At 63.2% G+C, this 12,946-nt stretch carries 10 protein-coding genes; 4 read left to right on the top strand and 6 right to left on the bottom strand.

Annotation, left to right across the window (positions count from 1 at the left end):
- Positions 1-10 precede the first annotated feature (10 nt).
- Both HX855_RS03650 and msrB read right to left on the bottom strand, forming a co-directional pair.
- Positions 11-1,768 carry a cytochrome c biogenesis protein DipZ gene (locus tag HX855_RS03650; protein ID WP_177085019.1) on the bottom strand — a complete coding sequence of 586 codons (1,758 nt, stop codon included), beginning with the start codon at positions 1,766-1,768 and terminating at the stop codon, positions 11-13.
- 29 nt (positions 1,769-1,797) lie between these two features.
- Positions 1,798-2,310 (bottom strand): peptide-methionine (R)-S-oxide reductase MsrB, encoded by a 513-nt coding sequence (gene msrB / locus HX855_RS03645; protein WP_177085017.1) that lies wholly within the window; start codon positions 2,308-2,310, stop codon positions 1,798-1,800.
- A 298-nt stretch (positions 2,311-2,608) separates the two neighbouring features.
- Here msrB and HX855_RS03640 point away from each other — a divergent pair, with 298 nt between their 5' ends.
- Together HX855_RS03640 and HX855_RS03635 are read left to right on the top strand one after the other, a co-directional pair.
- A complete protein-coding gene (locus HX855_RS03640; RefSeq protein ID WP_177085015.1) occupies positions 2,609-3,319 on the top strand; it encodes a response regulator transcription factor in 711 nt (236 codons plus the stop codon).
- The gene (locus HX855_RS03635; RefSeq protein ID WP_177085013.1) at positions 3,316-4,782 is read left to right on the top strand and encodes a HAMP domain-containing sensor histidine kinase; all 1,467 of its coding nucleotides are present in this window, start codon (positions 3,316-3,318) and stop codon (positions 4,780-4,782) included. The genes HX855_RS03640 and HX855_RS03635 overlap by 4 nt, the downstream gene beginning before the upstream one ends.
- Here the strand turns inward: HX855_RS03635 and HX855_RS03630 are convergent.
- A complete protein-coding gene (locus tag HX855_RS03630) occupies positions 4,745-5,686 on the bottom strand; it encodes an alpha/beta fold hydrolase (protein ID WP_177085011.1) in 942 nt (313 codons plus the stop codon). The genes HX855_RS03635 and HX855_RS03630 overlap by 38 nt on opposite strands.
- Positions 5,643-6,605, bottom strand: a complete 963-nt coding sequence (locus HX855_RS03625) for an AraC family transcriptional regulator (protein WP_177085009.1) — start codon at positions 6,603-6,605, stop codon at positions 5,643-5,645. The genes HX855_RS03630 and HX855_RS03625 overlap by 44 nt, the downstream gene beginning before the upstream one ends.
- Positions 6,606-6,701: 96 nt before the next feature.
- On the opposite strand from HX855_RS03625, the gene HX855_RS03620 reads away from it, so the two are divergent.
- Both HX855_RS03620 and HX855_RS03615 read left to right on the top strand, forming a co-directional pair.
- Positions 6,702-7,661 carry an oxidoreductase gene (locus tag HX855_RS03620; RefSeq protein ID WP_177085007.1) on the top strand — a complete coding sequence of 320 codons (960 nt, stop codon included), beginning with the start codon at positions 6,702-6,704 and terminating at the stop codon, positions 7,659-7,661.
- Between the two features lie 59 nt (positions 7,662-7,720).
- On the top strand, positions 7,721-8,929 hold the full coding sequence (locus HX855_RS03615) for a serine hydrolase (RefSeq protein WP_177085005.1): 1,209 nt from the start codon (positions 7,721-7,723) through the stop codon (positions 8,927-8,929).
- On the opposite strand, the gene HX855_RS03610 is transcribed toward HX855_RS03615, so the two are convergent.
- On the bottom strand, positions 8,889-11,177 hold the full coding sequence (locus HX855_RS03610) for an ATP-dependent DNA helicase (RefSeq protein ID WP_177085003.1): 2,289 nt from the start codon (positions 11,175-11,177) through the stop codon (positions 8,889-8,891). The two genes, HX855_RS03615 and HX855_RS03610, sit on opposite strands and share 41 nt — an antisense overlap.
- Positions 11,174-12,823 (bottom strand): VRR-NUC domain-containing protein, encoded by a 1,650-nt coding sequence (locus tag HX855_RS03605; RefSeq protein ID WP_177085001.1) that lies wholly within the window; start codon positions 12,821-12,823, stop codon positions 11,174-11,176. Before HX855_RS03605 ends, HX855_RS03610 begins: the two co-directional genes overlap by 4 nt.
- Positions 12,824-12,946 lie beyond the last annotated feature (123 nt).

Here is a 12,946-nt window from a genome sequence, read left to right as displayed (position 1 = left end):
CGTCGCCGGGTTAGCCGAAGGTGAAGGCGTAGGCCGCCACTTGCGGGTCTAGAAACTCGATGGTGAAGGTCCGGTCCTTGACCGCGCCCGGCTGACGAACAAGCTGGTACAAGCGTTGTTCGGTCACGGTGCCGCTGCCGTCCGGTGCGACGTCGGTGCCATGGGCATCACCCGGCGCCTGGCCGTCGACGGTGACCTTGAAGCGCACCGGCTTGCCGTCGGCGCCAGGGCCCAGCACCAGGTGCAAGTCACGGGCGTGGAAGCGGTAGACGATCTTGCCGTTGGCCGCCGCGAGGGTGGCTTGCTGCCCACCGACGTTCCACTGGCCTTCCAGGGTCCAGTTGTTCAGCGCGAGATTGCCGGCTGCCGGGTAGTTGGCGACCTTGTCAGTGGCCAGGGTGCCGGTGGACACGAAGTTCTCGGCGCGCTGGAAGCCCAGGTAGGTTTCCGGCGACTGTACTTCGTTCATGTCCGGTGCGGCCTGGATGCCCTTGGCGTCGGCCTCGATCAAGCCGCTCGCCACTTTGGTTGCGCCCGCTTCACGCAGCAGTTGCTGGATAACCCGCTCGGACTCGGCGTAATCACCCTCGCCAAAATGGTGGTAGCGAATCTGGCCCTTGGCGTCGGCAAAGTAATGCGCCGGCCAGTACTGGTTGTTGAAGGCGCGCCAGATCTTGTAGTCGTTGTCGATGGCCACCGGGTAAGTGATGCCCAGGTCTTTCATGGCCTTGGTGACGTTGTTGACGTCCCGTTCGAAGGCGAATTCCGGCGCGTGCACACCGATCACCACCAGGCCCTGGTCGCGGTACTTCTCGGCCCAGGCCTTGACGTACGGCAAGGTGCGCAGGCAGTTGATGCAGGAGTAAGTCCAGAAATCCACCAGCACCACTTTGCCTTTCAACGCCTCGGCAGTCAGTGGCTTGGAGTTGAGCCATTGCACGGCACCGTCCAGCGGCGGCAACTGGCCTTCCACCGGCAGCGTGTCGCTGTGGTTCGCAGCCATCATCGCGCCGCCCGCCATCATCGCCCCGCTCTTCTGTTCAGGCTTGGCGCTGAGTTTTTCCACCAGGCTTTGTTCCAGGCCACCGGTGGATGCGGTCGACAAGCGTGCGAGGATCCCGGTGTCCAGGCCCAGGGCAATCGCCGCCACACCCGCCAGCATCAGCGCGCCAAGACCACGACGCAGCCATTCACCGGCACCCAGGGAGCGCTTCATGAAACCAAAGACTTTACCGCCGACCAGCAGCGCCAAGGCCAGGGAGGTGGCAGCGCCGGCCGCGTAGGCCAGCAAGAGCAAGGTAGTGCCGATACTGGCGCCCTGCAGCGCGGCGCCCGTCAGCACCAACCCCAGGATGGGCCCGGCGCAGGGTGCCCACAGCAACCCGGTGGCCACGCCGATGAGGAACGATGCGCCCGGACGCGGCCGCGAATCGGCCCCGGCGGCTTCCGACAGGCGACTGCCCGCCGCCACCAGTGGCCGGGTCAGGCGCTCGGACAGGCTTGGCAGCAGCAACGTCAACCCGAATAGCGCAACAAACAGCAACGCGAGCCAGCGACCGTACTGATTGACTTGCACCACCCAACCGCCGCCCACTGCCGCGAGCGACGCGACCAGGGCGAAGGTCATCGCCATCCCCAGCAACAGCGGCAAGCCACTGCGCAAAAACGGCTGGCCGGTGCGAGCGAAGACAAAAGGCAGAACCGGCAGGATGCACGGGCTGACAATCGTCAACACGCCGCCCAGATAGGCGAGAACTAAAAGCCACATGGGGAATTCCCTTATAAGAAGACATTGAATTAAGCCGCAGTGAACGTCATGGCTGCGCCGTTCATGCAGTAGCGCAGGCCGGTGGGGGCCGGGCCGTCATCGAACACATGGCCCTGGTGACCGCCGCAGCGCCGGCAGTGGATTTCCTTGCGTACCACGCCAAAGGAGGTGTCGACGTGGCTGGCCACGGCGTTTTCCAGGGGTTGCCAGAAGCTGGGCCAGCCGGTGTGGCTGTCGAATTTGGTGGCGGAGGCATACAGGGGCAATGCGCAACCGGCGCAGGCGAAGGTGCCGGTGCGGTGTTCGTCATTGAGGGCGCTGCTGTAAGGGCGCTCGGTGCCCTCCTCGCGCAGGATCCCGTATTGCTCGGCGGTCAGCAGGGTGCGCCATTCGGCGTCGGTGTGGCTGACCTCAAAGTTTTCGGCGGCCTCGGCTTCGGCGATCAGGCTGGGGCCGGCGTTGATTTTCTGCAGCAGGCCACCGGCGATGACCGCGAGCCCGAGGCCGCCGCTGGCCAGCAATATCTGTCGACGTGAATACATGACCTTCTCCTTAACTCCAACTCTTATGGCCGGCAAATAACCCTGTGGCTGAAACTGTGGCGAGGGAGCTTGCTCCCGCTGGAGTGCGTAGCGCTCCCAGTTTTTGGGGCCGCTACGCGACCCAGCGGGAGCAAGCTCCCTCGCCACAATGGGGTTGCGTGCTTTTTTGGCCATTGCGATGAGTGAAGGTTAGGCCTTGGGTGGTCGCGGAATCCTCACGCAGAGTTAAACAATTCGTGATAACTACACTGTTGCAAAAGCCGCACAATGCGCGAATTACGAAGACAGGTTTCTATCAATGGATCAGCCCAAACGTGTCCTGGTGGTCGAGGACGATGCCCATATTGCCGATTTGATCTGCCTGCACTTGCGGGACGAGCAGTTCGAGGTGGTCCACAGTGCCGACGGCGACGAAGGCCTGCGCCTGCTGGAGCAAGGCGGCTGGGATGCGCTGATCCTTGACCTGATGCTGCCCGGTGTCGACGGCCTGGAAATCTGCCGGCGGGCCCGGGCGATGACACGCTACACGCCGATCATCATTACCAGCGCGCGCTCCAGCGAGCTGCACCGCATCCTCGGCCTGGAGCTGGGGGCCGATGACTACCTGGCCAAGCCGTTTTCCATGCCGGAGCTGGTGGCCCGGGTCAAGGCCCTGTTGCGCCGGGTCGACGCCATGGCCCGCAACCTGAAGATGGACGCCGGCAGCCTCGACCTGGGCCAGTTGTTCATCAACCCGCTGACCCGCGACGCCACCCTGCAAGGCCAGCGGCTGGACCTCACGCCCCGGGAATTCGACCTGCTGTACTTTTTCGCCCGCCAACCGGGCAAGGTGTTTTCGCGCATGGACCTGCTCAACGCCGTGTGGGGCTACAGCCACGAAGGCTATGAACACACGGTCAACACCCATATCAACCGCCTGCGGGCCAAGGTCGAGACCGACCCGGCCAACCCGGCACGCATCCTCACGGTGTGGGGCCGTGGCTACAAATTCGCCGAGCAATCTGTATGAGGCTGACCCTTACCCAGCGCCTGTCCCTGGTGTTCGCCCTGCTGCTGCTGATTTGCAGCGGCACCTCGGCGTGGTTGCAAGTGCGCTCCAACCACATGCATGAACTGGAAGTGGTGCAAGGCCTGTCCCGGGACCTGGCCGCACACATCGCCCGCGATACCCAACTGATGGACGCCGACGGCCTCAAGCCGGACGCGGTGCGCAACCTGTTCGGCCAGTTGATGCTGGTGAACCCGAGTGTCGAGGTGTACCTGCTGGACATCAACGGCCGCGTGGTGGGCAACGCCGCGCCCAGCGGCCACCTGCGCCGCGACCAGGTCAACCTGGAACCGGTGCGCCGTTTCCTCAGTGGCGCGATGCTGCCGATTCTTGGCGACGACCCGCGCAGCGTCGACGGCCTCAAGGTATTCAGCGCCGCACCGTTGCAGGTCAACGGCCAGCAGACAGGCTTCCTGTATGTGGTGTTGTTGGGCGAAGCCCACGATGTGTTCGACGCCCGAGACGCCACCGGCATGGCACTGAACATCGCCCTGTGGTCCATCGCCCTGGTGGCGTTGCTGTGCCTGTTGGCGGGCTTGACTGCGTTTGCCTGGATCACCCGGCCCCTGCGGCAACTGACCGAAAAGGTCGGCCAGTTCGATATCAACGGCGCACCGAAAGTCCCGCAGGCCGTGGCTCCCGAGGTGGCGAGCCAGGATGAAATCGCCGTGCTCGACCATGCGTTCGTGCAGATGGAGAACCGCCTGGGTGAGCAGTGGCGCGCCATTACCCATCAAGAGCAAGAGCGTCGGGAAATGGTGGCGAATATATCCCATGACCTGCGCACACCGCTGGCCTCCTTGCATGGCTACCTGGAAACCCTGTCCCTCAAAGACGCCAGCCTGACCCCGCAGGAACGCCGGCGCTACCTGGGCATTGCCCTGGACCAGAGTCGCAAAGTGGGCGGCCTGGCCCAATCGCTGCTGGAGTTGGTGCGCCTGGAACACGGCTTTGTGCAGCCGGTCATCGAAGGCTTTTCGTTGCCCGACCTGGTGCAGGACATCTTCCAGAAGTTCGAACTGACCGCCGAAGCCCGCACCGTGACCCTCACCGCCACCCTGCCGCCAGTAGTGCCGACGGTATTGGCGGACCTGGGCCTGATCGAACGGGTGCTCACCAACCTGCTGGATAACGCCTTGCGCCACACGCCGCTCAATGGCGAAGTTGAAGTGACCCTGGCGCCCAGGGCCGGCGTTGTTGAAGTGACGGTGAGCGACAGCGGCCCGGGGATTGCGGCGGATCTGCGCGAAGGCCTGTTCCTGCGCGCCTTCACCATTGGCGGCGCCCGCCGCGATGGCGGCCTGGGCTTGCGCATCGTGCACCGCATCCTGCAATTGCACGGTCAGGAAATTCGCCTGATCGACGTGCCAGGGCGCGGTGCGACGTTCACCTTCGCCCTAGAAACCCGAGCAGCAGTTCGTTGACCTTGGGCCCCTGCTCGTTCTGAATCCAGTGGCCGCAGTTGGCAAGCACGGCTTGTTGCAGGTTCGGCACTGAATCAGGCATGCGCTTGAGGGTATGGGCCTCGAACACCCCCACCGGGTCGCGGTCGCCGATCAGGAACAAGGTCGGTTGCAGCACCTGCTTGCCAGCCAGGAATTCGGTGCGCTGCCAGTTGCGCTCGAAGTTGCGGTACCAGTTCAATGGGCCGCGAAAGCCGTCGCCGGCGAAGGTTTGCACATACACGTCGAGGTCCTGCTGGCTGCACCAGGCCGGGAGTTTGCCCGGCAGCGCAACGCCTTCCAGCAGCGTGGCACTGGCAGGTTTCTGCTGCAGGAACACGTCCTGGTCCTGCATGAACAGGCGCAAGGTCCGCTCGATGTCGGCGCCCAACTCCTGTTCGGCCACGCCCGGCGCCTGGAAGTACAGGATGTAATTGAAGCGATCGGCGTACAGCTCACGCATGATCTCGATCACCGGCCTGCGCGAACGCCCGGCGAACGGCACCGACATCGTCACCAGCCGGGTGACTCGCTCAGGCTCCAGCAACGCCAGGTGCCAGGCCACCACCGCGCCCCAGTCATGCCCGACCATAGCGACCTGGCGATGCCCGAACAGGTCCATGGCGCCCTGAATATCGGCACACAAGGTCAGCAGGTCATAGTCGGCCACTTCCGGCGGCGCGCTGGATTGCCCATAACCGCGCATTTCCGGCACAAATACCCGGTAACCTTGGCCGACAAGCGCCGGAATCTGTTCGCGCCAGGAGTGCCAGCACTCGGGAAAGCCATGCAGCAGCCACACCGGCGGGCCGCTCTCGGACCCTGCGATGTGCACGTTCAATTCAATGCCGTTGACCTTGACCTTCTGCTGCTGGATGTCGCTCATCACTGGGGTCCTTGTGTGGGGTTCGCTCGCGGTATTCCCGGGGAGAACAAGCCATCACTCGCTTGAAAGCACTGCTGAAAGCGCTGTCTGACTGATAACCCAGGGACTGGCCGATCGTGGACACGCTGTTGTCGCTGGCTTTCAGGGCCTGTACCGCCAGGTGCATGCGCCAGCGGGTCAGGTATTCCTGCGGTGCCAGCCCTACCCGTTGCTTGAAGTGCAAGGCGAAGGTGGAGCGGGATTGACTCGCCACGCCGGCCATTTCACTGAGTGTCCAGCGCCGGGCAGGTGCCGCGTGAATTTCCCGCAGCACCGGAGCCAGCCTTGGATCGGTCAAGGCTCCCAGCCAGCCGGTGGTACTGGCACCCAAGGAAGATTGATAGAGACGCAGGATTTGCACCAGCATCATTTGCGCCAAATGCTCGGTCATCAACGCCGCGCCTTGCAACGGGCTGGCGTATTCCCGGGCCAGGCGGTCCAGGCACCAGCGCAATACGGCGGCCTGTTCGGAGTGGGCGCTCACCCGCAGCACCGGCGGCAGGCTGTCCAGCAACAGTCGCGCGTCATCCCCGTAGATAAAGCGCCCGGCGATCAAAAACAGATCCACCGTGTCCCCCAGTGTGGCGATGCCGCCCACCGCCTCGGCATACACCTCCCGTGCGTCAACGCCTTCACCCGACAGATGACTGGACAGCCTCCAAGGGCGTGCCTGGGTCAACAGGAAACAATCACCCTCATACAAGCGCATCGGCACCACCAGCCCTTCCACCTCCAGCCAGCAACTGCCCTCCACCACCGCGTTGAACTTGATACCGTCCGGCGCCGCAAAGTTAATGGCCCATGTGCCTCCGGCCTTCAGGCCGGCGAAGGTCGAGCGATGGCTTTTTAACAGTGCCAGCACATCGGAAAGGGTATCCATAAAAGCTCCGGACGAACGCGACAGAAACACGGACTCTAGGGCATTCCGCGTCCGGGCTCCAGCGGGGAACCTAGGCCTCCCTTAAGGAGATCTTTCATGACTGAAAAACAAATCCCGGTTGGCAGCGGCTTCGACGCCTGCACTACCGCCCTGCAAGCCTTGGCGGCCCGTGACTTGCGTGGCAAGACGGTGATCGTCACTGGCGGCTATTCCGGCATTGGCCTGGAAACTGTTCGCGTGCTGTCCGACGCCGGTGCACAGGTGATCGTTCCCGCACGGGACCCTCAAAAGGCCGAACGCAATCTTTCGGGCATTATCGGCGTTGAACATACCTGCCTCGATTTACTCGACCCGGCCTCAATTGATCGCTTTGCCGAAAACTTTCTATCCAGCGGGCGGGCATTGGACCTGCTGATCAATAGCGCCGGAATCATGGCCACGCCACTGCAACGGGATGCACGAGGCCTCGAAGCTCAGTTCGCTACCAACCACCTGGGCCACTTCCAGCTCACCGCAAGGCTGTGGCCGGCGCTGTGCCAGGCCCGCGGGGCACGGGTGGTTTCGGTGTCGTCCCTCGGCCATCGGCTCAGCCCTGTGCACTTCGATGACCCGCAATTTGAGCGCCGACTCTATGACAAGTGGCTCGCCTATGGCCAATCAAAAACCGCCAACGCGCTGTTCGCGGTAGCGCTCGACCGACGCGGTATAGCTGATGGTGTGCGCGCATTCTCCGTGCATCCAGGGGAAATTCTCACTGACTTGATCCGCTATCTGAACAAGGACGACCTGGCGTTCGTCGGTGCCCTGGATGACCAAGGCAATATCCGTCGCGCCAGTCACTACAAGAGCCCCGAGCAAGGCGCCGCAACGTCGGTATGGTGCGCCGTCAGCCCGCAACTAGAGGGTCTGGGCGGAGTCTACTGCGAAGATTGCGATGTGGCTGCGCCGTCGCAGGATGACTCCCGGCGTAACGGAGTACGGACCTGGGCCGTCGACCCGGAGCAAGCCGAACGTTTGTGGGGACTGAGTCAGCAACTGTGCAGTGTCTCGTTGTAGTCTGGGGCCCTTGTGTTCATATTTGTTGGTCATGCACTGCCGATGAGAGAGCCTGACCCATGCAGCCGTCTACCAGACACCTTGTGGCCTTCGCCACCTCGCTTTGCACCACCCTCGCCTGCGCCAACAACCACGACCCGCAACTCGCCCAGCGAGTGGATGCAGTGGTCGACAGCGCCATTGCCGACAAGCGTCTGGTGGGCACAGTGGTGCTGGTGTTGCGGGACGGGCAGCTGGTTTACCACCGTGCTGCGGGGTTGGCGGACCGGGAAGCCGGGCGGCCGATGACCGAGGACACGATCTTTCGCCTGGCATCGGTCACCAAGCCGCTGGTTTCTGCCGCCGCGATGCACCTGGTGGAGCAAGGCCGCCTGGGCCTGGACGATCCGGTCAGCCGCTGGCTGCCCGACTTCACTCCCAAGCTGGCGGACGGCACCACCCCGGTGATCACCGTCAGCCAGTTGCTTAACCACACCGCCGGTTTGAGCTACGGGTTTCTGGAAAGCCCCCGAGGCCCTTACCGCACGGCCGGGGTTTCCGATGGTTTGGGCGAACCGCAAATCAGCTTTGCCGAGAACCTGAAGCGCATCGCCAGCGTGCCCCTGAGTTACCCGCCGGGTACCCGCTGGCAGTATTCGATGGCCACCGATGTGCTGGGTGCGGTGCTGGAAAAGGCGTCGGGCCTGCGCTTGCCGGAATTGATCCACGAGTCGGTGACCGGGCCTCTGGGTCTGCGCGATACCGGGTTTGCCGTGACCGACCTCACGCGGCTGGCCGCCGCGTATCAGGATGGATCACCGCAGCCGTTGCGCATGGTCGACAAGGCCACCATCACCTCGGGCAACAGCACGGCACTGTTTGATGTGCGGCGGATTCTCGATCCCCAGGCCTACCCTTCCGGTGGCGCCGGCATGGCCGGGACGGCAGGTGATATTGCGCGGTTCCTGGAAACCATTCGCCGGGGCGGTGCGCCGATCCTGTCTGCGCACAGCGTGCAGTTGATGGTCACCGATCAGGTCGGCGCCATGGCGCAAACCCAGGACCCGGGTTGGGGGTTCGGCTACGGCTGGGCGGTGTTGAATGACCCCGCGCTGACGGGCACCCCCCAATCCCGGGGCACCCTGGAATGGGGCGGCGCCTACGGTCACAGCTGGTTTGTCGACCCGCAGCAAAAACTCACGGTGGTTGCGCTGACCAATACCGCCTACGAAGGCATGTCCGGCCGGTTCACCCACCAGTTGCGGGACGCGGTGTATCCGCCGCAGTGATCGACCACCAGCGCGGCAATAACTGCCGCACCCGTGCCTCGCCAAAACGATCATCGATCAGCATTACCACGCCCCGGTCCTGTTGGCTGCGGATCACTCTGCCCGCGGCCTGCACCACTTTCTGGATGCCCGGGTACAGGTAGGTGTAGTCGTAACCGGCACCGAAAATCGCGCCCATCCGCAGTTTGAGCTGCTCATTCACCGGGTTCAGTTGCGCCAGGCCCAAGGTGGCGATAAATGCACCGATCAGTCGCGTTCCCGGCAGGTCGATGCCTTCGCCGAATGCACCGCCGAGCACGGCAAAACCGATGCCCTGGCTGTGCTGGGTGAACTGGTCGAGAAACCCCTGGCGCTCGGCCTCGGCCATGCCCCGTGACTGCTGCCACAGCGGGATGTGCGGGTGCCGCTCGGCCAGCAACTGCGCCACCTGCTGCAGGTAATCGAAGCTGCTGAAAAACGCCAGGTAGTTGCCCGGCGCCTGGGCAAATTGGGTGGCAATCAGCTCGACGATCGGTTCAAGGGAGGCCTGCCGGTGGACGAACCGGGTGGAGATCCGGTCGACGATATGCACCTGCAACTGCTCGGCCTTGAACGGCGACTCCACATCGACCCAGGCCGTATCGGGCGGCATCCCCAGCAAATCCGCGTAGTAGTGCCGCGGGCTCAAGGTCGCGGAAAACAGCACGCTGCTACGCGCCGCCGTCAGCCGTGGACGAATGAACTCGGCGGGTACCACGTTGCGCAGGCACAGGGTCGATGAGTTGCGTTTGCCGCTGAGTTCGCGCTTGCTGATGTCGAAGATAAAGTGTTCGTTGAACAGCTCGGCCACCTTGGCAAACTGCAAGGCCTCGAAGTAGAAGGCTTGCAGCTCGCCATTGAGCGCTTCGGGATGGTCGTTGAAGTACTCGCCCATGGCGCTGGTGCACAGGCTCAGGGCTTGCAGCAGCTTTTCGGGCTTGTGGGCATAGGCCTGATACGGCGCCATTTGCGCCTTGTGCAGGGCATTCCACTCACGGTTCAGGCGCTGCAAAGGCTTTTTCAGTGGCTCGGGGGCTATCTCGCGCAGGGTTTTGAGGGTGTATTGGTCCAGGGCGGCGCTGTACATCGAACGGCCGCGCTCCACCAGGTTATGGGCCTCGTCCACCAGCACCGCGACCCGCCACTGGTTGAGCTGGGCCAGGCCGAACAACATGGCGCCGAAGTCGAAGTAGTAGTTGTAGTCGGCGACCACCACGTCGGTCCAGCGCGCCATTTCCTGGCTCAGGTAATAGGGACACACATCGTGGGCCAGGGCGACTTCCCGCAGGTTGCGCTGGTCCAGCAGGCGCACGCCGGACGCGGCTTGGCGAGCGGCCGGCAAGCGGTCATAAAACCCCTTGGCCAGCGGGCAGGAATCGCCGTGGCAGGCTTTGTCCAGGTGTTCGCAGGCCTTGTCCCGCGCCACCAGCTCCAGCACCCGCAGGGGCAGGCCGGGGCTGCTGTCATACAGCACTTGCGCGGCGTCCAGCGCCAATTTTCGGCCGGGGGTCTTGGCCGTCAGGAAGAACACCTTGTCCAACTGTTGCGGCGCCAGGGCCTTGAGCATCGGGAAAATCGTGCCGACGGTCTTGCCGATGCCGGTGGGCGCCTGGGCCATCAGGCAGCGGCCGGTGCTGACCGCCTTGTAGACCGTCTCCGCCAGGGCGCGCTGGCCTGGGCGAAACGCCGCATGGGGAAAGCCCAGGGCAACCGCTGCAATGTTGCGGGCTTCGCGCTGGTGCATTTCCTGTTCGGCCCAACCGAGGAACAGGGCGCATTGCTGATTGAAGAACTCATGCAGGTCAGCAGCCTGAAAACGTTGGCTGAGCAGGGTCTCGTGCTCACCGATAATGTCGAAGTACACCAGCGCCAACACAATCTCCGACAACCCGAGCTTCTGGCACATCAGCCAGCCGTAGACCTTGACCTGGGCCCAGTGCAACTGGCGGTGGTTGGCCGGCTGCTTGTCCAGGTCGCCGCGATAGGTTTTCACCTCTTCCAGCTGATTGCGGTCCGGGTCGTAGCCATCCGCCCTGCCCCGGACTTTCAACTGTTGGTACTCGCCCTCCAGCGCGACTTCGTTCTGGTAGTGGGCGCTGCGCCGTGAAGCCACGGTGCGGTGCCCGACAATCCCTTCCTGGGCACTGGGGGACGGGGTAAAACGCAGGTCGAGGTCACCGACCTTGGCGGTGAATTCGCACAACGCCCGCACCGCGACGCTGTAGCTCAAGCCTCCTGCCCCGCCCAGCGCACATAACACACGGTCACGGGCATCTGGTGCTCGCCGCAGAACTCCAGCCAGCGCAGTTGGTTGTCCTGCAGGCGATCACCGGGGCCTTTGACCTCGATCATGCGGTAGGTTTTTTCTTCGGGCCAGAACTGGATCAGGTCGGGCATGCCGGCGCGGTTGGCGCGGATATCCAGCAGCAGGCGCTCGAACCAGTGGCGCAGGTGCGCGGCGGGCAGGCAGTCGAGGGCCTGGTCCAGCAGGTCTTCGCTGAGTACGTTCCAGAACACAAAGGGCGACTGGATGCCCCATTTGTCTGCGTAGCGCTGGCGGATGGTGGTCTTGTAGCGCTCATCGCCCAGTTGGTCCAGGCATTCGGCAAACAGCTCGGCACGCCGCTGATGAAAGTCCTCACTGTGCAGGTCCACCGGCCCGCGCTGGAACGGGTGAAAAAACGACCCTGGCAGCGGCGCAAAAATCGCCGGCCAGCACAGCAGGCCAAACAACGAATTGATCAGGCTGTTCTCGACGTAATGCACTGGTGCACGGTCGTCGCTCAAGTGCGCCTGCACGCAATACTCCACCGACATCAGTGGTTCCGGGGCCGGTAGCTCAAGGTCCAGGCGCACGATGTCGCGGGGTTTTACCTTGGGCATCGCCGGTTCGCCCAGCTTGCGGCGCAGCCGGGGAACCACACGCAGCAGATGCTGCTGCTCGGCGGCGCTCTCGGGTGCCGACTGCGCCTCCCGGGCCAGTTGCATCGCCTGGGCGAAGTCTTCCTGGCGCTCCAGTACCCGGATCAGCCGCGCCCGGGCGCCGGGATAGGTGCAACGGCGGTAGATGGTTTCGGCCAAGGCCAATTCGGCACAGCGCTCGCAGTATTGGCCGACTTGAAACAGGAGTTTGGCCCGACGCTTTTCCAGCCACGGGTTGTCGGTGTGCAGGGTGGCAATGTCTTGCAGCACCCGGTCCAGCCCTTCACCCGCTTCAAACGCCTGCTGGCACTGGTGCAGAAACAGCAAGCCGAGCACATCGTCACGGCTTCGCAAACCGCGGGACTCGAGGCAGAACTCGACTTTCTCGTAAGTAAAAATCCCCAGGTCCGCCAGCACAAACTCCGACCAGTCCTGATAGAGGTTGCCAAAAAACATCAGCCGCAAGCGGTCGCACAGGTCCATCACGGTGAGGCTGTAGAGCTGATCGGCCAGGTCCGGGCACCAATCCAGAAAGCAGCGTTCCTCGCAGAACTGCGGGGCGAGCGCCTCGAGCCAGTCAGCCTTTTTGGCCTTGGGCTGCTCGATCCAGGGTTTGAACACCGTGAGGATTTCGCTTTTCTGCAACAGGCCGAACAGCGCTTCAAACGACACCAGGCACCGGTCGGTCACCCAGCCCTGTTCCAACAACGGCACGACCGCTGCCTGGGCTGCGCCAATCTCGACATAGTTGAGTTTGCCCGCGCGAAAATGCGCGCCCTTGCGCATCACCATGCGCACCAGCAAGGCCTGGGACGCCTGGGGCAAGCTGTCAAATTGCTGAATGAAATGCGCTTCGTCCGGGGCCAGTAAATCGGCATAACGCTGCCCCAGCCAGTCGAGCACTTGGCGGAAGTTATGCAGGTAATAGAGCGGATCTTCAAGGGGATTGGGCATTTCAGGCACTGAATCAAACACTGGTTATGCATACAGAGTGCCGTCCCCGACCGGCTGTTGCAATCAGTAATAGATCAAAGGCACACGCAACTTTTTGCGTAATAATGATCAGATGGCTGTCAG

This window comes from Pseudomonas sp. IPO3778 (genome assembly GCF_013386825.1).
Taxonomy (GTDB): Bacteria; Pseudomonadota; Gammaproteobacteria; order Pseudomonadales; family Pseudomonadaceae; genus Aquipseudomonas.
This window is presented reverse-complemented; position numbering and strand designations above follow the sequence as displayed.